Genomic DNA, 20,753 nt, shown 5'->3' on the forward strand with positions numbered 1-20,753 from the left:
TCCATGTGACAACGACACTTACGTTCCCCGTTCTGTTGCGACTGATCGACGAACGGTCGACTGCCTTCCGCGCCGCGGTCGCCTCCGCGCCCAGCCTCGACGTACAGGTGCCGACCTGCCCCGAGTGGACGCTGTTCGATCTGGCGCAGCACATCGGCGAGGGGCGCCGCGCCTGGGCCGCCACCGTCGCCGCAGGGCCTGCTCCGGCCAAGTCCGCAGCGGAGGGCGCCCCGGCTGCGCCTCGGGAGCGCGAGGCCCTGCTGGCCTGGTTGGCGGAGTCCACGGAGCAACTGCTGGACGCATTGCGGAAGGCCGGCCCGGATCGCGGTTGCTGGACGTGGTGGGGTGCGTCCCAGTCGCCGCAGACCTGTGGCGCCGTCGCCCGGCACCAGCTCCAGCAGATCGCGGTGCACACCTACGACGCCCAGGTCACTGTGGGTGCCCCGGAGCCGCTGCCGGATGAGGTGGCACTCGACGGTGTCGAGGAGTTTCTGTCCACCTGCGTCGCAACGACGAGTGCCTGGCCGCACAAGCCCACTGCCTTCGACTTCCACGCCACCGAGGGCCACTCCTGGTGCCTCACGGTCGACGGCGACGGCGCACGCTCCACCCGTATCTCCGCGCCCGGCACGACGCCTGTCGCCGCTGCCGACGAGGGCCCGAACGCGGCTGGCGTCTCCGTTCGCGGCACGGCCAGTGAGCTGGTTCTCTTCGTGTACGACCGTATCCCGGCGGACTCCCTGCAGATCGAGGGAGACGCAGGTTTGTTCGACCTGCTCCGCGCGTGGGACCCGGAGGAGTAGGACGGGTGCTGTAGGACTGCTTCCCGCTCAGGGGTGTACCTGGTTGGCACCAGCGAGGTGACAGGCCCGACAGTTCACTGGATCAGGTCGGTGTGTGGATGTTCGGGGAAGGTCGGGCAGACGTAGATCTGCATGTTGTCCGTGCTGCCTACTTCTACCCTCGTCGGCTGCGAGGGAGCCTGGCCCGCGTAGTAGGAGCCGGTGAGGGCGGCGGCCTGGTCTTCCTGCGGCGCCCAGCTGTGACCTTCACCGCCGTCCCACTCCCAGGAAGCGATCGTCAGTAGCGGGACCATCTGCACCTCGCACACAGCGCAGTACCGGGGGTTCGGGTCGGTGCGGCCCCAAGGGGGCCAGCCGCCGACCTTCCAGCCGGGTGCGTTGCCCAGATGAAGGGAATAGAAGTCGCACGGATACTCCGCGTAGGAGCTGTCCACGCCGGCGCCGGCTGCCTGCCACCTGTTCCAGTCCTCCAGCATCCGCTGCAGCTCCGGGCTCAGATCCAGGCTGTTGGGGTACTCGGTGATCGCTTCGGGCGCCAGCACGCACGGCTCTGGCACGTAACCCGGATAGTCCGCCTCGTACGGTTCCGGTGGTGTGGCGAGGATGTCGCCGACCTCCGCGGCCGACCGCCAGAACAGTGCGGTCGCCGGCTTGTAATCCGGTTCGTGCTCGTACGGGCACCAGAGAATCTGCAGCAGATCGGCCTGCCCGGGCGGCCGCAACAGGGGTATGTCACGCAGGAACAGCTGAGCCACGGGCAACATCGGGACCGGGCATTCGGCGGGCAATGGAGGGCCGGCGGCGAGCCGTTCAGCGAGCCACGCGGCATTGCGCTCCTTGAGCGCTTCCTCCTCGGGCGTGAACGCGGGAGGTCGGTCATCAGGACGCCACCGGGACTGCAAGCGTCTCTGGAGCCGCACTTCGGTCGGTGACTGGCGGAATCCAGTGTCCACGTGCAGGTGCGCGTCTTCGCACTGCGGCCACGGCTCCCCTGCCGGCCACAGCAACGGCCCGCCGACCGAGCTGTCCCTGATCGAAGGCGACCCCGGACGCGGATGCAGCCGGATGGCAGGTCGCGCCAACGGAGCCAGCTCGGGAAAGACCGCGGTCACCTCGACAGGCCGCGCCGGAGTAGTGCGTACGAAACCCATGCCGGTGATCCTGTCACCAGCCACCGACACTCCCTTGCCGCCTCAACGGGCCCCGGTGAGCGTCTCCGGGCTCGGAGAGGGTTCCTCAGGGCATGAGAAAAGACCCGACCGCTGGCGACGGGGGATGCACCAGCGATCGGGCCATGGCCAAGGGTAACAAGGTTGGACGGGCCGTGGGGCCAAGTCCCCCGGGAATCAGTCAGGTTGGCCGATCATCGGCCACACGGGGGGTCGTAGGAGAGACGTGGCAGGTACTCGTGCCACTTCTGCGGGGTCAGTACGCCCCGGGTGACCGAGCAGATGTGCCGGATCGCCGCGTCGGCGTCCAGCCGCCACAGGCGGACCGTGTCGGCGCCGCTGGAGACGCCGAGGACATGGCTGTTGGGGCTGAACGTCAGGAAGTTGCCCGTCTTGGCGTTGGGACTCATCGACTGGCCGATCGGGGTCGCCCCGGCGGGGTCGGCGACGTTCCAGAGGCGGACCGTGTTGTCGTTGCCACCGCTGGCCAGGAGGTGGCCGCCCGCGCCGAACGTCAGTGACGTCACCGCCTCGGTGTGACCGGTGAGCGGTTCGCCCAGCGCGCCGGCCGTGGTGGGGTCGGTGACGTTCCAGAGGCGGACCGTGTCGTCGTCGCTGCCGCTGGCCAGGGTGTGCCCGTCCGGCCCGTAGGCGAGCGCGTTGACGGGACCGGAGTGATCGTCGAGCGGCGGGCCGAGCGCGGCCGGGCGGCCGGGACCGGTCACGTTCCACAGCCGGATCGTGCTGTCCGCGCTGCCGCTGGCCAGGGTGCGGCCGTCCGGGCTGAAGACGAGGGCGTTGATGTAGCCCCGGTGGCCGGTGAGCGGCTTGCCGAGCGGGGCGGGGTGCGCGGGGGCGGAGACGTCCCAGAGCTGGATGGTGCGGTCGTCGTAGGCCGTGGCCAGGGTGCGTCCGTCCGGGCTGTAGGCCAGCGCGCGGGGGCCCATGAAGCGGGTCCGCAGGGTGAGGGGAGGCCCGGCGGAGACCGGGTGGGCGGGATCGGAGACGTTCCACAGGTACACGGCCTTGGTACCCGTGAGCACGGCGAGGGTGCGGCCGTCGGGGGCGAACACCAGCGCACGCTGGTCGCCGTCCGCGCGCATGAACGGTTTCCCCAGCGGCACGGGCCGGTCGGGACGCCTCACGTTCCACAGCCGCAGCCTGCCGTCCCGCGCGGCCGTGGCCAGCACCCGCCCGTCCGGCCGGAACGCTCCGCTCCGGCCGATCATGTCCGAGGTCGGTATCGACCACAGGCGCACCTTGCTGTCCCCGCTGCCGGTGGCGAGGGTCCGCCCGTCGGGGCTGAACCCCAGGGCGTACATCTCCCCGCTGCTGCCCGCGAGCGGCTCCCCGACCTGCGACGGGGAGGCCGGATCGCTCACGTTCCACAGGCTGGCCGTGCTGTCCGCGCTCGCGGCGGCCAGCCTGCCGCCGTCGGGGCTGAACGCCACGGACCAGACGGGGCCGGTGTGGCCGGTCAGCGGCGAGCCGAGCGCGGCCGGGCGGCCGGGGTCGGTCAGGTCCCACAGCCGGATGGTGTCGTCCGCGCTGCCGCTGGCCAGGGTCCTGCCGTCGGGGCTGAACGCCACCGAGTGCACGATGTCCGTGTGGCCCTTGAGCGCGGTGTGGATCGGCTCAGGCCGGTGCGGGTCGGCCGTGCGCCACAGCAGGACGGTGGCGTCGTCGCCGCCCGCCGCGAGCGTCCGCCCGTCCGGGCTGAACGCCACGGAACGCACCGCGGCGGTGTGGCCGCGCAGCGCGCCCAGTGCCTTCGGCCGGTGCGGGTCGGCCACGTCCCACAGGCGCACGGTGTGGTCCTCGCCGGCCGAGGCCAGGGTGCGGCCGTCGGGACTGAAGGCGACCAGGTAGATCGTGCCCGTGTGGCCGGTCAGGGGCCGGCCGAGCAGGGACGGGTGGGCGGGGTCGGTCACGTCCCACAGGCGGACCGTGCCGTCGTCGCCCGCGCTGGCCAGGGTGTGCCCGTCCGGGCTGAAGACCGCGCTGCTCACCCAGCTGGTGTGGCCGGTGAGGGGCTCGCCGAGCGGTTTCGGGCGGCTCGGGTCGGCCACGTTCCACAGCCTGACCGTGCGGTCGTAGCTGGCCGTGGCCAGGATCTTGCCGTCAGGGCTGAAGGAGGTGAGGTACACGGCTCCGGTGTGGCCGGACAGGGGGGTGGCCAGCGGCGCGTTCACGACCGACATCAGACGGCTGTAGGTGCCCTCGTCGTCCGGGCGCAGATCATGGGCGACCAGGTCGAGCTGCGCGGCCAGGGACGGATCCGTGCGCTGGACCCGGTCGGCCTCGGCGAGGACCTGCGCGAACACGGCGTCGTCCCGCTGCTGCCAGGCCATCAACGCCGTACCGCCGGCGAGCAGGGCCAGGACGACCAGCGCCGTCACCGCGGCCCGGCTGACCCACACCGAGCGCTTGCGCAGCCGGACGGAGGCGGCCAGGAACTCCACCGCGCTCCGGGTGAGGTAGGTGTCGCCCGCGGACCTCGCCCAGCCGCGGGCCTGCTCCAGCCGGGAGCCGCGGTACAGCAACGAGTTGTCCCGGCCGGAGTCCTCCCAGGCCCGGCCGTCCTCCTCCAGCCGCTGCCGCAGCAGGTGGTCGTTGCGGTTGTCGTCGATCCAGTGGCGCAGCCGGGGCCAGGCGTGCAGCAGCGCCTCATGGGTGATCTCCACGGTGTCCGCGTCCAGCGTCACCAGCCGGGCCCGCACCAGCGCCTCGAGGGACTCCTCGGTCTTGCCGGGGTCCGACGACTCGTCCGCCAGCTGCCGGCGGGTGCCCCGCCGCCGCGTGGCCTGGGTGTCCTCGCCCAGCCGGACCAGCCGCAGCAGGAGCAGCCGGGCGGCCGTACGGGCCGCGGGGTCGAGGCCGGACCAGGCACGCTCGGCGGTCGCCGCCACGGCCCCCTGGATGCCGCCCGCCGCACGGTAGCCGGCCAGCGTCAGCCGCCCGGCCTTACGGCGCTGCCAGGTGGCCAGCAGGGCGTGGGACAGCAGCGGCAGCACGCCCGCGTCGTGCGCCCCGCGCGGGCCGTCGGCGCTCACCTCGCGCACGATCAGCTCGGCGAGCCCCGGTTCCAGCTCGAGGCCCACCGCCTTGGCCGGACCGGTCACGGCGTCGCGCAGCTCGCCGCTGGTCAGCGGGCCGAGCACCATGTGCCGGTGCTGCAGCGCGTCGGCCAGTTCGCGGTAGCCGAGGCACTGCTCGTAGAAGTCGGCGCGGATGCCGAGGACGACCAGCGCGGGGGCGGTCGCGCCCGAGCGGGCGGGCGGGGTGCAGGCGGCGGCCAGGAGCTGGATGAAGGTACGCCGGTCCGCCTCGTCGGTGCAGAGGGTGAACGCCTCCTCGAACTGGTCCACGATGACGACCGGCCGGGCATCCGGGGGTGTCTTCCGGCGCGCCCAGGCCGAGACGGCCTCGCGCACCGCCCGGGCGAGCCGCGGGGCGTCGGAGCCGGGCGCCGCCGGGTTCTCCGTCGCCTCCTGTTCGGCCTTCCGCGCGTCGGCGGCGACGGGGGCGAGATCCGGGATACGGCGGACCAGCTCTCCCAGGGGGTCGGGGCCGGGGACGAGCTGCAGTACGGGGCCGGAGGGCGCGGTGCCGTTGTCGGAGCCGTCGGCCTCGGGGGAGACGCCGGTGACGTTTCCCGCGGGGAGGCCGGCTGATGTACGGGTCCCTTCGGACGGGGTACGCGCCGAGGGGGCGGAGGGGGTACCTGTCGCGGGGGTGGCCGCCGAGGTGGCACCTGCCGTGGCAGTCCACGGGGAGGTCCCGGGGGCGGCCGTCCCCGCGGAGGCGTTCCCCGCAGCCGCGGTACTCGGGGACGCGGTACCCGCCGATGCGGTACCCGCGGGGGACGCTGCCCCGTCGGCCGCCGCGGCGTCGAGGGCGCCGTCGCGGAGCGCGGGGACCAGGCCGGCGTTCAGCAGGGACGACTTCCCCGCACCCGAGGCGCCCACCAGCATCACCAGGCCGCCCGTCCGCTCCGCGGCACGCAGCTGGGCCACGAGGGCGTTCGTGCTCCGCTTCCGGCCGAAGAACCAGCGCGCGTCCTCCTGCCGGTACGGGGCCAGCCCGCGGTACGGGCACACACCACCGGCGACGGGCGGGGCCTGGGCGGCAGGCCGCCGGTTCTCCTGCGCGGGCGGCGTGGCCCGGTCGCCCACCGGGTCGGCCAGCGCGCGCTCCCACAGGCGCTGCCAGTGGGCCAGGTCGTACAGGCCGGTGGAGACCGGCGCGGGCCGCAGGCGGCGCGCCTCCGGGATCAGGATGTGCAGGACCGCCGCGAGGGCGGTGAACTGCGCCGGCACGTTCCGGGCCCGGCGCCAGTCGCTGATCCGCTGGGCGGACACCCGTACGGGCCGGCCGCGCTCGTCGACCCGCTGCAGCCGTACGACCGACTCGGCGACGCTCTTGAGGGGAGGGTTTCCGGCTTCCTTGTACAGCAGCGCGAGGCGCTCGGCGAAAGCTGTACGTGCCCCTGAGTCGGAACTCAAGGTCCCACCCCTTACTTCCCCCCGCGCCAGGACGTCCGGACCGGAAAACTCACCTTATACGGCTGACCTGGGAGTAAGACCTGGACCGGAGAGGTGAACCTCCTTTGCGGAGGCGGCAGATGGCAGGATCCGGACCGGGTAGCGGACTGATCACGCACCGTCTGGACAGGCCACCGGCTCAGTGCTGGGAGAGACAGCGCATGGCAGCGAACGTTCTCGGTCAACTTCCGCCGCGAGCACGCGAGCGGATTCCGCCAGAGGCAGGGAGCAGCGACCACACCCACGGCTGAACCCGTGACGCCTGCGGGAACAGTCCCCTTCTTCGGCCCGCGCCGATGCGCCGACATGGCGCGGGTCGACACCCCTGCACCGTTCGGTACCGGTCCCCACGAGGGGAGGGACCGGTGCCGAACGGGCAGGGGCTCTGCGTCGGGTGCGTGCCGTCTACCCACCTGGATATCTGACGGATCGTCAGTTATGGTCGCCCCGACGGCTGTTCCCGAAGGGGTGAGTGCCATGGAGAAGCGTTCCCGCTGCCCGCGACCGCCCGGTGCTCCACGGTGGGTCGCGATGTTCCGTCAGCCCTCCCGGAGTTCCTGGGCCGTGGCCGCCGAGTCCCCGCACCGAGCTCCCGTGCTGTACGCCGTCGGAGACATGACCCGGACCGTGCGGGCGCGTGGAGACGAGGTGACGGTCGCACTGTGGGGCCCGAAGGACGGCGCCTGGCACCGTTACGACGCCCCGGCCGTCGAGACACCCGCACCCGTACCGGCACTCGCCGCCTCGACCGGGCGGTCGGCGGACGGTCCCGGCGAACCGGCCGGGCTCACCGAACGTCTGTCGGACCGGCGGCACCAGGTGCTGATGGCCGGCCTGAGCAAGGCGGGCCTGTACGACCTGAGTCCCGAGGACGGCGAGGCGGTCCGGACGCTGGCCGACCGGCTCGACGAGCCCACGGTCCGGCGGGTGGCCCACTGGCTGTCGGCCGCGGGCGGCGAACGGTAGCGCCGCGGACCCGGCGCCGCGGACCCGGCCGGGTTCAGCGGCCGCATCGCCGGGCAGTGACGTCCTGGAAGTCACCGAGTCGACCCCGGCCGGACGTCGTCGGCAGGGGTCGCTGACGGCTGGAGGACGCATGAAGGTCTCCGTCGACCGCCGCCTGTGCTACGGCTCCGCCGAGTGTGCGCACCGGGCGCCGGCCGTGTTCGTGTTCGAGGACGGCTACGGCGTCGTACGGCCCGGTCGCGAGGAGTCCGCCGGCGACCCGCAGGTCGAGGAAGCGGCCGAGAAGTGCCCCTCGCAGGCGATCAGGCTCACGGCATGACGCAATGACGCAATGACGCGATGACGCGATGACGGCAAGGGCAGGCGGGTTCTCTCGAGCGCCGGGGCCGGCCGTACGGGCTGCTCAGCGGTCGGCCGGGTACGTCCACCCGAACTCCGCCAGCGCGCGGGCCCTGGCCTCCGCGACCGCCATGCGTGCCTCACGTTCGGCTGGGTCCACATGGGACGCCTGGCCCGTGACCTGACCCTCCCACTTGCGGTACAGCAGGCCGACCTCGGCCGAGAACCAGCCGCGGCTCACCGCGTTCAGCGCCAGCAGCAGGCCGGTGTCCTCGGAGGCCGGCAGGGCCATCCAGCCGCCCAGTGCGGTCAGCAGGTCCCGTCGGACGCACAGGGTCGCCGGGTGGACCGGGGCGCGGAAGCCGTTCCGCCTCCAGTGGTCGAGCACGGCACCGCGTCGGACCGGGCCGGCGTCCGGATCGCCGGGGAACCCGGCCGTGGAGCCGTCGGGGAGCAGGTCGAGCACCCGGGATGTCGTCCACCCCAGGGTGTGGTCCGCCTCCAGCACGGCCAGGTCGCGGGCCAGCACGCCCGGGGTGAGCTGGTCGTCGGCGTCGAGGACCTTGACGTACGCGCCCTCCGCGCGCGCCAGCGCGATCGTCCGGGCGACACCAGGACCGCCCGGCCGGCCCTGGCGGAAGCTCACCCGCTCGTCGTCCGGGACGTAGGCACGGACCTCGTCCGTCCCGCCGTCCTCCTGGATCAGCCACTGCCAGTCCCAGCCGTCGGGAAGCCGCTGTGCGCACAGGGACGTGTAGGCGTCCGGCAGGAACCGGGCGGACGGGCCGTGGACAGCGGTGACTACGGTGACGCGCCGGCTCACGGCAGCACTCACCACCTTTTCGTCTTCCGTCGGGCGTGGGTCGTCGTCGTCGGCGAGGACCGCGGGGTGTCGTACGAGGATGACGCATGCGGAAAAGCGCGAGACCCCCGGCCGAGCCCGGCCGGGGGTCTTTCCGTGTCGACTGATGCGTACGCAAGTCGCCTGGTGTCGAGACGTCTGCGGTGCTGCGCGCCGTTCCTGCCGCGGGTGGCCGGCGGAGCGGCGGATCGAGCGGGATCAGCAGTCGAGCGCTGCCGGATCCTGGTCGGGGCCCGCGCTCTCCGCTTGCGTTTCGGTGAGGGGCCGGTGCCGGCAGCTCGGGGCCTTTCCGTGGGCCTCGGCCCGGATGCGCTGCTTCATCGTGGGGGGCAGGGCCGTGGCATGGGACCAGACCCAGCGGTGTGCCGCCGGGATCGTCGGTGCCGAGCGGTGCGTGGCGTCGGTGCGGGGGCTCTCGGTCTGGGCAACGGCCGTCGCGGTGGCCGCGGTGACGAGTCCGAGCGCCGTGCACAGCGCGAGGAAGGCGGTGACGATGGCGGTCCACAGCTTCATGACCTTGTTCTGGGCCATGGCCCCTCACTTTCGGGTTGGGCGATTTGCGTACTTTCCTCATGATGTGTATGGGGAGCGCGAAGTGGTGGACCGACGCCCGTGGCGCGTTGATGTTCTGATGAACACCACCCGGATGGGCGCAAGAGGGCTGGAACGCTCGTAAATCACGACGGGAGGGGAGGAAGGGGGAGCAAAGTAACGGTACGTGCGGGTGTGATCACCCTCCGATCGGAACGGCTCCGGGTCCGGCTATCGCGCTGCCGGAGACGGGAGTTGGGCGCCGACGCAGGTCACCGATCGATATCGGCCGGTGTGTATAGTCGGGCGCCAGAGAGGTCCCCTACGTCAAGGAAAGACGAGGTCGCGCGGTGAAGAAGCTGCTCCTGGTCGCACTGGCCGCCATCGGCGGGCTCCTCGTGTACCGCCAGATCCAGGCGGATCGCGCCGAGCAGGATCTGTGGACGGAGGCGACTGACTCCGTGCCCACGGGTTCGTGAGTCCCGACACCCCAATCTGAACAGACCCCGGCCGCCTCGCGGTCGGGGTTTTGCGTTGCCCGTGTTGCGGGGCCCGGGCGGGTGAGGTACGCGTTCCGGGGCGCCGTAGGGGCATCCGCCGAGCGCGGCCGGGCGTTGCCGGGCGTTTCGGACGGCCGTACGCGTTGCCCGGATGGCGCAGGGACGCTCGGGGCAGGATGGGCCACGATCCGGTCCGGTCCGCTCCGGTGCGTTGCGGCGGTTGCGGTGCGGTTGCGGGGAGTGGTCGAGGGCGCGGTTGCGGAGCGACAGGGGGTGGCACGTGCGGCGGCGGCGAAAGCGTACGGCGTGGTGGCGGGGCGGCTGGTCGGTGCGGCCGCGCGCGGTGGTCATGCGACCGGTGCTGCCGGCGATGGCCGTGCGACCGGTGCTGCGTGCCGTCGCCGTCCTGCTGGGACTGTGTGCCCTGGCCGCCGGGCTCGGCGGACCGGCGGTCGCGGCCGACGCGGGGCCCGAACAGTACGGCTTCGCGCCCGACGCGCGTACGGTCGCGGGCGCGGCGGGCACCGGGGAGGCCGAACGGCTGGATCCCGGCCGCACCTACCGAAGCTCCCTGCCGAAGAACGGCAGGCTCTACTACCGCCTCCACCTCACCGCCGCGGACACGGCGTACGTCCCCGTCACCGCCGTACCGCCCGCCAACGCCACCGTCTCCGCCACCGACGGCATCCGCGTGTCCGTCCGGGACGCCGACGGCACGCCCTGCTCCTACTCCGCCGCCCGCTTCGGCGCCGGGCTCAGCCCGCGCCCGGTCACGGCCCTGGGGCAGCGCGAGACCGGCAGGGCACTGTGCCAGGGCGCGGGGACGTACTACCTGCTCGTCGAACGCCTCGACGCCGAGGGCTCCGGCGCGGCCGCCTCGGCACAGCGCTGGGACCTGGAGATCGCGCCCGCCACGGAACCGGGCCCGGCCCAGGCCGCTCCCACCACCGCGCCGCAGACCTGGGACTCCGCCACGCCCGAGCCGCTCACCGGCGAGCCCCACGACCGGTCCGGCGGCGCCGGCTTCGCCTCGGCCGAGCCGGTGGGCCAGGGAGTCTGGCGGACCGCCCTCGTGCCCGGTGAGACCCGGTTCTACAAGGTGCCGCTGAACTGGGGCCGCCAACTGCACGCCGCTGCCGAACTGGGCCCGTCTCCCGGCCACGGCTATGTCGGCGGGGCCCTGCACCTCTCCCTCCACAACCCGGTCCGGGGGCCCGTCGACGACGCGTCCCTCGGCTACACCGGCACCCGGAAATCCGTCGCTCTCGACCCGGTCCCGCCGGTCGAGTACGCCAACCGCCACGCCGTGCCCGCCGGTGTCACCTCCGTCCGCTTCGCCGGCGAGTACTACCTGGTCCTGCACCTCAGCGAGCAGATGGCCGGCGCCTTCGGACGCGGGCCGTTCGGCGTGACGCTGCGGATCCGGGTGGACGGGCGGGCGCACGCCGGGCCGGGCTACGCCGGAAGGCCCGAGCCGGCGGACGTGTTCACCGTCACGGAACAGGACCGGGAGCCGGCGCCGACCGGGGGCACCGAAGGCGCGGACCGCACGGTGATGAAGCTGGTCGCGGCCGGCGGTATCGGTTTGGGCAGCGCGCTGCTGCTGGTGCTCGGCGGATGGACGGTGGCGGCCCGGCGGGCTCAGACGCGGGTCAGCGCCCAGAAGCCCACCGCGTAGCAGGCCAGCGCCAGCAGCAGGACCGGGACCGCGACCTTGGCCGGAGGCCCGGGACGGCGGCGGTGCGCGCGGCGCGCCCGACGGCCCTGCCCGGGGGGCCCCGCCGAAATCGGCCGGGCGTGAGGCGGAACCTGCGGGTCCTGAGCGGTGTACGAAGCGGTAGCGGCATCACCGCGATGCCCTGGCACCGCGCTCGGGAGCGGGACGGCGCTCCATGGTGCGTGCGGCGGGGAGGAGGGGGAGGGGGCGTGCGTCGGGTCGTGGGCGGGCCGCTCCGGGACCTGGGGTGTGTACGGCGAGCGGTACTCGCTCTGCTCCTCGGCATGTCGGGGTGCCGGCCGGGGATATGGGCCGGGGTCGAAAAGCCCCTGGGGCGGCGGGAGTCGGAAGCTTCCGGTGTCCGACAGGGAACCGGTGTCCACGTGGGCCCGGGCGTCCGGATGGGCGGGGGCGGGCGGGTCCGCCAAGGAGGGCGTGTCCGTGCGGGGGGTGGTGTGCGGGGCGGAGGGGAGGTGGGGGGTGCCGGAGGGGGGCGTCACCGCGTCCGAGGCCTTCGTCGCCTCCTTGGCCTTCGTCGCCTTCCTGAGGGGTCCCTCGGGGCTGAATCCTGGTGGCAGCGGGCCGATTTGGTCGAAGACCTCGATCAGCTCGTCGTCGGGTCCCGGCTCCGGCAGGAGTTCCGCGGCGGCGGCGAGCGCCTTGCGCGCACCCGTGGCGGTGCGGAAACGGGCCGCCGGGTCGGGTTGGAGCAACGTGGCGACGACCTGCCACAGCGGCTCGGGGATGCCCTTGGGCGCACTCGGGGTGCCGTGCTCCAGGAAGTACTGCACAAGCCCCTTCGCGTCGGGCTTCGCGCCTTCCAGGAGATACAGGGCGACCAGGCCGGCGGCGAACAGGTCGGCCGGGAAGTCGGGTTCGGCGCCGAGTATCTGCTCGGGGGCTAGGTAACCGGGCGTACCGACGACGAGGTTGGTCTCGGTCAGTCGTGGTTCGCCGAGTCGCATGGCGATGCCGAAGTCGGACAGCCGCAGCCGGGGCCGGCCCGTACCGGTCGCTTCGAGGAGCACGTTGGCGGGCTTGACGTCCCGGTGGACGACGCCTTCAGCGTGGACGGCGGCGAGTCCGGACAGGAGCTGGTCGAGGAGCGTGCACACGAAGGCCGGAGGGAGGGGGCCGTAGTCGCCGACGAGGTGGACCAGGGAGCCGCCGGCGACCAGATCCATGGTGAACAGGACCTTGTCGTCGTCGGCGGCCCAGCTGGCCGGAGCGAGGACGTGCGGGTGGTCGATCCGCAGTGCCTGCTCCCTTACGAAGCGCAGCAGGGAGTGGGCGTCCCGCTGCTGGAGCACCTTGGCGGCCACGTAGCGTCGTCGGCGGTGGTCCCAGGCACGCCATACGGCGCCCACGCCACCGCGTCCGATCGGGTCGGCCAGCTCGTACCGGCCGGCGAAGACCTCACCCATGACAGTCGCCGCTCCTCCCCCTAGGGCCTGTCTTCCGGATCTTGCCGGGGCCGCATCGTGCTCCGTCCCCGCTTTGTCCGCGCCGCTTCCCCGCGGCTTCCCCGCGGCTTCCCTGTGGCCGACAGCTCGCCCGGCAGCGCGGCCGGCCCCCTCGAACCTTGCCCTTGACCCGCCCCGGACCCCCTCCGGGGAACCGGGCCCCGGGGTCAGTTCTGGTGGGACTGGTAGTGCGCGACCGCGTCCGCGGTACGGCCGGCGCCGTAGACCCGGAGGAACTCGGCCAGCTCGGGGTGGGTCGGGGCGAGGCTGTCCGCGGCGTCGATGATGTCGCCCGCGGCGGCCACCGAGCGCAGCAGCGACTGGATCTCGCGGACCACCCGCTTGACCGTGGGCGCCCCGGAACCGCTCGTGGTGTGAGTGGTGTTGTTGAGCATGGAGCCCCCCTGCGACTTCTTGATCTCGTCCATGCGCGCGGTCGCCTCGGCGGCGCTGACGCTGCCGTCCGCCACCTGGGCCGCCAGCTCCTGAAGCAACTGCACCCGCTGGACCACCGCGGGATTGCCGATCTTCGCGCGCTGGCCGCTCATCAGCTGCGAGAGCATCGGAGCGGACAGGCCCAGGGCCCCCGCGAGTCGGGCCTGGTTGAGCCCGAGATCGTCGATGAGCTTACGGAAGAGCGCCCCCAGTGGCTCCCCGTACCAGTTCCGCTGCAGCTCCCGCGCTCTCGCGGTGGCTTCCTGCTGTGCGGCGTCCATTGCGTCTCCCCATCGCTTCCCCTGAAAACCGCGGTTCGCTGTAGCGAACCACGTCGAGCATCTTACGGAGAGTGGTCATCCACGGGGACCCCCAATCTTTTTGCGGGATACGGGGGGTGACCCGGTACTCTGGTCTGCGGCGCCCGCCGGAACGCGATTCCTCCGGTCGGTCGCTCCTTCCCGGGGCCTTAGCTCAGTTGGTAGAGCGCCGTCTTTGCATGGCGGATGTCAGGGGTTCGACTCCCCTAGGCTCCACCCCGGAAATGCCCTCTGACCTGCGCAAAGCAGGGTAGAGGGCATTTTTTCGTCCGGCGTCGCAGGTCCGGTTTCACGTGAAACGGGCCGTGGGACCGGCGAGTTGTGCTCACCGGTCCCACGGCCCGTTTTCGACGTCAGCGCGAACCCGACCGTCTCATCCCTGGTCGTCGCCGTCCGCGGATTCGTCCTCCGCCTGCTTCGCCTGCACCTCGGGGTCCAGGACCGAGGTGCCGCTGCCGTCCACGGTGCTGAGCCGGCCCGTCTCGGGCACCTCCGTCGCCGCGGGCGGCTCGACCAGCCAGTCCGGGTTGGCCTGCTTGTCCCACCACTTCCAGGCGGCGAAGGCACCACCGGCCAGGACGGTCAGCAGCGCCAGGCCCTTCACGGTCCGGCCGGCCCGGGACCGCCGCTGGTTTCTGCGGGCCAGCTTCTGGATCTGCTGCGCCGAGACCTGACCGCGCAGTGCGACCAGGGCGGCGGCGCCCCGTGCGGCGGCCTCGTCGCGGACCGGAGCGGCCGCGGCCACGGCGTGCTCGATCTTCGGACGCGAGTACTCGGCGGCCTGCCGGGCGGCCTTGCGGGTACGAAGGGCGGCTTCCTGTGCGGCCAGGTCCATCTTCGGCGGCACATGCGCACGGGCCTGTTCCAGACGCGGGGCGAGCCGGGCGTCGTACTGCTCGCGGGCCTGTTCGGCGGCCTGCGACACCACGGGCGCCAGCCGTACGCGTGCCTCCTGCGCGTAATGCGAGGCACGCTCCTTGGCCGTGTCGGCGTAGGGCGCCACCACTTCCGCGGCGTGCAGCACGCTGTCCTTCGCCGAGCCGGTCGCGGCACGCACGCTGTCGATGCGGGTCACGGGTTCCTCCTCCTCGGTGGCGTACGGTAATTCGACTTTCCACCCTTTTACGGATCATGCCTGTCAACGGTCCGTGCGGCATGCGAGGGCGGGCATATGGGTGCCGATCGCTCTCTTCGGCTCGATTGCGGGCAACAGGAGCTCAGTGTCGACCCTGCCACGAATCGCCGTCGGGCGCTGGTTTCCCGGCACAACTCGTGGCCGCCGGACGACGTACCGGCCCGGCCGTGCGAGGATCGTGGAGTCACAGGAAGACAACGGAAGGCAGATCGTGGCTGAGCAGCTTTACGCCACCCTGAAGACCAACCACGGCGACATCGAGGTCCGGCTGTTCCCGAACCACGCGCCCAACACGGTCAAGAACTTTGTCGAGCTGGCCCAGGGCGAGCGCGAGTGGACGCACCCGGGCACGGGTGAGAAGAGCACGAACCGGCTCTACGACGGCACGATCTTCCACCGTGTCATCAGCGGCTTCATGATCCAGGGCGGCGACCCGCTGGGCAGCGGCATCGGCGGCCCGGGCTACAAGTTCGAGGACGAGTTCCACCCGGACCTGTCCTTCAACAAGCCGTACCTCCTGGCCATGGCCAACGCCGGCCCCGGCACCAACGGCTCGCAGTTCTTCATCACGGTCTCCCCGACCACGTGGCTGAACCGCAAGCACACCATCTTCGGTGAGATCACCGACCCGGCCAGCCAGAAGGTCGTCGACGCCATCGCCGCCGTGCCCACCGGCCGCAACGACCGTCCGGCCGAGGACGTCGTCATCGAGTCGGTCGTCATCGAGAAGCGTGAGGGCTGAGCCCACCGCTTCCCGGGACCTCCCGCAGGGAACCAAACGCCCCGCTCGTCCGTAAGGATGAGCGGGGCGGGGTATTTGCCGGGTAGCCGGTCAGTGCCACGACGAGCAAGGGGATCCGATGGACCAGGCCGCAGACAGCGGCAACGCGCAGGACGCCCGGAGCGTGCCCGTGTGCTACCGGCACCCGGACCGCGAGACCGGCGTGCGCTGCACCCGCTGTGAACGCCCCATCTGCCCCGAGTGCATGGTCAGCGCCTCGGTCGGCTTCCAGTGCCCCGACTGCGTCCGCGGCGGCTCCGGCACGGGGCACGCTCCGGCCGCCTCCCGTCCGCGCACGGTCGCCGGCGGCGCGGTGGCGGCCGATCCGCGGTTGCTCACCAAGATCCTCATCGGGATCAACATCGCGGTGTTCATCGCCGTCCAGGCAGACAGTTCCCTGCTGGAGCACCTGGTCCTGTACGGCGCCTGGCCGCTGAAGCCGTTCGCGCCCACCTCGGGTGTCGCCGGGGGTGAGTGGTACCGCTTCGTGACGTCGATGTTCACGCACCAGGAGTACTGGCACATCGGCTTCAACATGCTCAGCCTGTGGTGGATCGGCGGTCCGCTCGAGGCGGCCCTCGGCCGGGCCCGCTACCTGGCGGTCTACTTCGTCTCCGGGCTGGCCGGCGGTGTCCTGACCTATCTGCTCGTCTCCCCGGCGGACGGCTCGCTCGGCGCGTCCGGGGCGATCTTCGGCCTCTTCGGCGCCACCGCGGTGCTGATGCGCCGCCTGAACTACGACATGCGGCCGGTCATCGCGCTGCTGGTGATCAACCTCATCATCACCTTCAGCCCCGGCATGAACATCTCCTGGCAGGCCCACATCGGCGGCCTCGTCGCCGGTGTCGTCACCGGGTACGCGATGGTCCACGCCCCGCGCCGGAACCGGGCGTTGATCCAGTACGGCACCTGTGCGCTGGTCCTGCTCGTCACGGTGGTGCTCGCGCTCGTCAGGACCGCTCAGCTCACCTGATACCGAACCGTTGTCCACAGTCTGTGGCGGATCTTGTGCATACGGTGGAGGAACAGCTGTACGCCTGTCCGCTCGAATGAGTTTCCGCAGCTCAGGCGGGGAGCGAAAGCGTGTACGAAGTCCGGAGCGCAGTCACACCGGCGTCAACCCCCGATGAGTTATCCACAGATCGTAGTCTTTTCCCCAGGGGGATGTGGATACGTCTGTGGACCTGTGGATAACTCAGTGGATAGCCCTGGGCAGAGCTGGCCCGTACGTGCTGGTGAGGGCTACTTCCACTGGGTGGAGACACCGAAGCCGGCGGCGATGAAGCCGAAGCCGACCACGATGTTCCAGTTGTCCAGCGCGTCGATGGGCAGCGAGCCGTCCGTCACGTAGAAGACGACGATCCAGGCCAGTCCGATGAGGAACATGGCCAGCATGACGGGAGCGACCCACGCGCGGCTGTTCAGCTTGATCGCCTGCGCCTGCTTCGCCGGCGGCGGCGTGAAATCTGCCTTCTTGCGGATACGTGACTTCGGCACGAGGGTCTCTCCTGTCGATGCGCTGCGTGGCCGCGCAGGTAACTGGGGTCGGGCTCGGGGCAGCGTACAAGGCGTCAGCATCACGACTCTGTGTGCTCCCCCGGGCGTCCGTTAGCGTAGTGCTTCCGTGGCGCCGAAGGAGATAAGGGTACGTTGAGCAATTCTGCCGACTCCCCCGGGACGGGATCAACGGGTCCCGGCCCCGGCCGCAGGCTGCGCGTCCGGCCGGTACGGATGCTCACGGCAGCCGTCTTCGCCCTGGCCGGGCTCATCTTCTTCACCAGCTTCGACACGGCCAAGGGCACCGATATCCGGCAGGACGCCTCACTGCTCAAGCTGTCGGACCTGATCCAGGAGCGCAGCCGCAAGAACAAGGAGCTGGACGAGTCCAACGCCACCTTGCGCGACAACGTGGAGTCGCTCGCCGAGAGCGACGACGGCAGCACCAAGGCCCAGGACGAGAAGCTCAGCGGACTGGAGAAGAACGCGGGCACCGAGAAACTGACCGGCGAGGCGCTCACGGTCACCCTGAACGACGCCCCGCCCAACGCCACCGCCAAGCTCCCCGGCTATCCCGAGCCGCAGCCCGATTACCTGGTCATCCACCAGCAGGACCTGCAGGCCGTGGTGAACGCCCTGTGGCAGGGCGGCGCCAAGGGCATCAAGGTCATGGACCAGCGGCTGATCTCCACGAGTGCGGTGCGCTGCGTCGGCAACACGCTGATCCTCCAGGGCCGCGTCTACTCGCCGCCGTACAAGATCACCGCGGTCGGAGACCCCGGCAGGCTGCAGCAGGCGCTCGCGGCCAGCAAGGCGATCCAGACCTACATGGTGTACGTCAACGTCTACGGTCTCGGCTGGAAAGTGACCGAGGACGGGACGGTGACTCTGCCCGGCTACTCGGGCACAGTGGATCTGCACTACGCGAAGCCAGTGGAGTAGGCAGGTCCTCCGTAGGAGCCGCCGGTGCGCGTGATCGTCAGGACCGTCAGCGAACTGTGCATCACCGTCGGCACCCTGATCGTGCTCTTCGTTGCCTATGTCCTGTTCTGGACTGGTGTACGGGCCGACAGTGCCATGAGTGACCAGATCGAGAGCCTGCACCGGCAGTGGTCGACCGGGACCACACGGCCGACGCCCGGGCCGCCGGAGCCGTACCACCACGGAAAAGCCTTCGCGATCATGTACATCCCGCGGCTCGGTTCCACGTGGAACAAGCCGGTGCTGGAGGGAACCGGCCGGGATGTGCTGGCGAAGGGCCTCGCCCACTACGCGGGAACCGCCCGGCTCGGCCAGGAGGGCAATTTCGCGGTGGCCGGGCACCGGCGCACCTATGGCGACCCGTTCAAGGACTTCCCGCGGCTGCGGCCGGGCGACGCGGTGCTGCTCACGGACGGCACGACCTGGTTCACGTATCGGATCGACAAAGGGCCCTACAAAACCGTTCCCGCGGACGTTGAGGTGATCGATCCTGTGCCACGTAAGTCGGGGTACACGCGTCCGGGCCGGTATCTGACGCTGACCACGTGCGATCCGGAATGGGGGCACAGTCACCGGCTGATCGTCTGGGCGCACCTGGATTCCGTACAGCCTGTGGCGGCAGGCGAACCGAAGGCGCTGCGCCGTTAGTCTGGTGACGTACGGCGTGAGTCTGGTGCCGTGGGGATAAGAAAGGGACGGCATGTACGGCTGGATCTGGCGGCATCTGCCGGGGAACGCGTGGGTGAAGGCGCTCGTCTCACTCGTACTGGCCCTGGCCGTGGTCTACGTCCTCTTCCAGTACGTCTTCCCGTGGGCCGAACCGCTGCTGCCCTTCAACGATGTGACGGTGGACAACCAGTGAGTGCGCGGATTCTCGTCGTCGACAACTACGACAGCTTCGTCTTCAACCTCGTCCAGTACCTGTACCAGCTGGGCGCCGAGTGCGAGGTGCTGCGCAACGACGAGGTGTCGACGGCGCACGCCCAGGACGGCTTCGACGGAGTCCTGCTCTCGCCCGGGCCCGGGACGCCGGAGGAGGCGGGCGTGTGCGTGGACATGGTCCGCCACTGCGCCTCGACCGGGGTACCGGTCTTCGGCGTGTGCCTCGGCATGCAGTCGATGCAGGTGGCGTACGGCGGCGTGGTCGACCGCGCGCCGGAGCTGCTGCACGGCAAGACCTCGCCGGTCGAGCACGGGGGCAAGGGCGTCTTCGCGGGCCTGCCCTCCCCCTTCACGGCGACCCGCTACCACTCCCTGGCCGCCGAGCCGGCCACGGTCCCGGCCGAGCTGGAAGTGACCGCCCGCACGCACGACGGCATCGTCATGGGCCTGCGCCACCGTGAACTCCCGGTCGAGGGCGTGCAGTTCCACCCCGAGTCGGTGCTGACCGAGCACGGTCACCGGATGCTGGCCAACTGGCTGGCGGAGTGCGGTGACCAGGGCGCCGTGGCGAGGTCGGCGGGGCTCGCCCCGGTGGTGGGCAGGGCCACGGCGTGACCGCGCTGCGCCCCGAGCGTGAGGACTTGTACGGCGAGAGCCCGTACGAGTCCCACGGCGGTGCGCCGAACGCCGGTCGCGGAGCGGGCCGCCATGCCGGGCGCCATGCCGGCCGCCGGGACGATCCGCCGACGGCCCGGATGCCGGCGGTCACCGAGACGCCGGGAGCCCCGACGCCTCGCACCGCCTCGGCGCCGGGTTCCCGCGCGGAGGAACTGACGGCGCCGATGCCCGCCGTCCCACCCGTGCCCGCCGCCGACGACGAGACGATGGCGCTGCGGATCCCCGGTCCGCTGCCTTCCGGCCCGGAGAGCGAGCCCCTGCGCGCCTCTGCGGCCCCTTCGGCCGCTCCTGCCGGTGGAATCACACCGGGTGGCCGAGCGGCGCGCAGGAGGGCCGCCAAGCGGCGCGGTGGGCGCCATGGCGGCCACCGGGAGGCGGCGCCCCCGTCGAACCGGTCCTCCGGCCGGCCGCTGTCCCGGGTGGAGGCCCGGCGGCAGGCGCGGCTGCGCAGGCCGGGCCCGGCCGTCATCGCGAGCCGGGTGATCGGCGAGGCGTTCATCACCACCGGCGTGCTGATGCTGCTGTTCGTCACCTACCAGCTGTGGTGGACCAACGTCCGCGCGCACGCGCAGGCGGGCAGCGAGACGCACCAGCTCCAGGACGACTGGGCCAGCGGCAAGCGCAACCCGGGCGTCTTCGCGCCGGGGCAGGGCTTCGCCATCCTGCACATCCCCAAGCTGGACGTGGTCGCGCCGATCGCGGAGGGCGTCAGCAACAAGAGGGTGCTCGACAAGGGCATGGTCGGGCACTACGGCGAGGGCGCCCTCAAGACCGCGATGCCCGACGCCAAGACGGGCAACTTCGGTCTCGCGGCGCACCGCAACACGCACGGTGAGCCGTTCCGGTACATCAACAGGCTCACGCGCGGCGACGCGGTCGTGGTCGAGACGCAGGACAAATACTTCGTCTACAAGGTGACCTCGTCGCTCCCGGTGACGCCGCCGTCCAACACGAGCGTGCTGGGCCCCGTCCCCCCGGGCTCGGGTTTCACCGAGCCGGGCCGGTACATCACACTCACCACCTGTACGCCGGAGTTCACCAGCAAGTACCGGCTGATCGTCTGGGGCAAGATGGTCGAGGAACGCCCGCGCGGCAAGGGAAAGCCGGACGTGCTCATCGACTAGGGCTCATCGAGTAAGGGCAGAGGAAC

At 71.5% G+C, this 20,753-nt stretch carries 20 protein-coding genes and 1 tRNA gene; 13 read left to right on the forward strand and 8 right to left on the reverse strand.

The window, feature by feature from the left end:
• Nucleotides 1-5 precede the first annotated feature (5 nt).
• A complete protein-coding gene (locus AC07C1_RS10320) occupies nt 6-803 on the forward strand; it encodes a maleylpyruvate isomerase family mycothiol-dependent enzyme (protein WP_478938211.1) in 798 nt (265 codons plus the stop codon).
• Nucleotides 804-877: 74 nt separating this feature from the next.
• Here AC07C1_RS10320 and AC07C1_RS10325 read toward each other — a convergent pair whose 3' ends face one another.
• Both AC07C1_RS10325 and AC07C1_RS10330 read right to left on the reverse strand, forming a co-directional pair.
• Nucleotides 878-1,954, reverse strand: coding sequence for a hypothetical protein (locus AC07C1_RS10325; RefSeq protein WP_478938415.1), 1,077 nt, complete (start codon nt 1,952-1,954; stop codon nt 878-880).
• A 212-nt stretch (nt 1,955-2,166) separates the two neighbouring features.
• Nucleotides 2,167-6,477: an nSTAND1 domain-containing NTPase gene (locus AC07C1_RS10330; protein ID WP_478938212.1), complete on the reverse strand. Its 4,311-nt coding sequence runs from the start codon at nt 6,475-6,477 to the stop codon at nt 2,167-2,169.
• 570 nt (nt 6,478-7,047) lie between these two features.
• On the opposite strand from AC07C1_RS10330, the gene AC07C1_RS10335 reads away from it, so the two are divergent.
• The gene (locus AC07C1_RS10335; protein ID WP_478938214.1) at nt 7,048-7,482 is read left to right on the forward strand and encodes a hypothetical protein; all 435 of its coding nucleotides are present in this window, start codon (nt 7,048-7,050) and stop codon (nt 7,480-7,482) included.
• A 130-nt stretch (nt 7,483-7,612) separates the two neighbouring features.
• Complete coding sequence (locus AC07C1_RS10340; RefSeq protein WP_478938215.1) at nt 7,613-7,801, forward strand: ferredoxin; 189 nt, start codon at nt 7,613-7,615, stop codon at nt 7,799-7,801.
• Nucleotides 7,802-7,885: 84 nt separating this feature from the next.
• Here the strand turns inward: AC07C1_RS10340 and AC07C1_RS10345 are convergent, their stop codons facing one another.
• Together AC07C1_RS10345 and AC07C1_RS10350 are read right to left on the reverse strand one after the other, a co-directional pair.
• Nucleotides 7,886-8,656, reverse strand: coding sequence for a glycosyltransferase family 2 protein (locus AC07C1_RS10345; protein ID WP_478938217.1), 771 nt, complete (start codon nt 8,654-8,656; stop codon nt 7,886-7,888).
• Nucleotides 8,657-8,881: 225 nt separating this feature from the next.
• Entirely contained in the window at nt 8,882-9,214 is a 333-nt protein-coding gene (locus AC07C1_RS10350) for a DUF6344 domain-containing protein (RefSeq protein ID WP_478938218.1), read from the reverse strand.
• A gap of 350 nt (nt 9,215-9,564) precedes the next feature.
• Between AC07C1_RS10350 and AC07C1_RS10355 the strand changes: the two genes are divergently transcribed.
• Nucleotides 9,565-9,693 carry a DLW-39 family protein gene (locus tag AC07C1_RS10355; protein WP_003999697.1) on the forward strand — a complete coding sequence of 43 codons (129 nt, stop codon included), beginning with the start codon at nt 9,565-9,567 and terminating at the stop codon, nt 9,691-9,693.
• 391 nt (nt 9,694-10,084) lie between these two features.
• Nucleotides 10,085-11,392: a hypothetical protein gene (locus AC07C1_RS10360; protein WP_478938219.1), complete on the forward strand. Its 1,308-nt coding sequence runs from the start codon at nt 10,085-10,087 to the stop codon at nt 11,390-11,392.
• On the opposite strand, the gene AC07C1_RS10365 is transcribed toward AC07C1_RS10360, so the two are convergent.
• Together AC07C1_RS10365 and AC07C1_RS10370 are read right to left on the reverse strand one after the other, a co-directional pair.
• On the reverse strand, nt 11,356-12,855 hold the full coding sequence (locus tag AC07C1_RS10365; RefSeq protein ID WP_478938220.1) for a protein kinase domain-containing protein: 1,500 nt from the start codon (nt 12,853-12,855) through the stop codon (nt 11,356-11,358). The two genes, AC07C1_RS10360 and AC07C1_RS10365, sit on opposite strands and share 37 nt — an antisense overlap.
• Before the next feature lie 206 nt (nt 12,856-13,061).
• Nucleotides 13,062-13,610 carry a DNA-binding protein gene (locus AC07C1_RS10370; protein ID WP_478938221.1) on the reverse strand — a complete coding sequence of 183 codons (549 nt, stop codon included), beginning with the start codon at nt 13,608-13,610 and terminating at the stop codon, nt 13,062-13,064.
• Nucleotides 13,611-13,792: 182 nt separating this feature from the next.
• Between AC07C1_RS10370 and AC07C1_RS10375 the strand changes: the two genes are divergently transcribed.
• A tRNA-Ala gene (locus AC07C1_RS10375) sits at nt 13,793-13,865 on the forward strand.
• A 157-nt stretch (nt 13,866-14,022) separates the two neighbouring features.
• On the opposite strand, the gene AC07C1_RS10380 is transcribed toward AC07C1_RS10375, so the two are convergent.
• On the reverse strand, nt 14,023-14,724 hold the full coding sequence (locus AC07C1_RS10380) for a DUF5324 family protein (protein WP_478938222.1): 702 nt from the start codon (nt 14,722-14,724) through the stop codon (nt 14,023-14,025).
• A 271-nt stretch (nt 14,725-14,995) separates the two neighbouring features.
• On the opposite strand from AC07C1_RS10380, the gene AC07C1_RS10385 reads away from it, so the two are divergent.
• Together AC07C1_RS10385 and AC07C1_RS10390 are read left to right on the forward strand one after the other, a co-directional pair.
• Complete coding sequence (locus tag AC07C1_RS10385) at nt 14,996-15,526, forward strand: peptidylprolyl isomerase (protein WP_478938224.1); 531 nt, start codon at nt 14,996-14,998, stop codon at nt 15,524-15,526.
• A 118-nt stretch (nt 15,527-15,644) separates the two neighbouring features.
• On the forward strand, nt 15,645-16,538 hold the full coding sequence (locus AC07C1_RS10390) for a rhomboid family intramembrane serine protease (RefSeq protein WP_478938226.1): 894 nt from the start codon (nt 15,645-15,647) through the stop codon (nt 16,536-16,538).
• Between the two features lie 269 nt (nt 16,539-16,807).
• Here the strand turns inward: AC07C1_RS10390 and crgA are convergent, their stop codons facing one another.
• Nucleotides 16,808-17,062 (reverse strand): cell division protein CrgA, encoded by a 255-nt coding sequence (gene crgA / locus AC07C1_RS10395; RefSeq protein WP_258778161.1) that lies wholly within the window; start codon nt 17,060-17,062, stop codon nt 16,808-16,810.
• Between the two features lie 153 nt (nt 17,063-17,215).
• Between crgA and AC07C1_RS10400 the strand changes: the two genes are divergently transcribed.
• The 5 genes from AC07C1_RS10400 to AC07C1_RS10420 are packed head-to-tail and all read left to right on the forward strand — an operon-like array spanning nt 17,216 to nt 20,727.
• Entirely contained in the window at nt 17,216-18,004 is a 789-nt protein-coding gene (locus tag AC07C1_RS10400; protein ID WP_478938228.1) for a DUF881 domain-containing protein, read from the forward strand.
• 24 nt (nt 18,005-18,028) lie between these two features.
• Nucleotides 18,029-18,691, forward strand: coding sequence for a class E sortase (locus AC07C1_RS10405; protein WP_478938229.1), 663 nt, complete (start codon nt 18,029-18,031; stop codon nt 18,689-18,691).
• A 52-nt stretch (nt 18,692-18,743) separates the two neighbouring features.
• Nucleotides 18,744-18,905, forward strand: a complete 162-nt coding sequence (locus AC07C1_RS10410; RefSeq protein WP_478938231.1) for a hypothetical protein — start codon at nt 18,744-18,746, stop codon at nt 18,903-18,905.
• Nucleotides 18,902-19,540, forward strand: coding sequence for an aminodeoxychorismate/anthranilate synthase component II (locus AC07C1_RS10415; RefSeq protein WP_478938232.1), 639 nt, complete (start codon nt 18,902-18,904; stop codon nt 19,538-19,540). The genes AC07C1_RS10410 and AC07C1_RS10415 overlap by 4 nt, the downstream gene beginning before the upstream one ends.
• Nucleotides 19,537-20,727, forward strand: coding sequence for a class E sortase (locus AC07C1_RS10420; protein WP_478938234.1), 1,191 nt, complete (start codon nt 19,537-19,539; stop codon nt 20,725-20,727). Before AC07C1_RS10415 ends, AC07C1_RS10420 begins: the two co-directional genes overlap by 4 nt.
• Nucleotides 20,728-20,753 lie beyond the last annotated feature (26 nt).

The sequence above is a fragment of the Streptomyces sp. NPDC045022 genome (assembly GCF_056432605.1).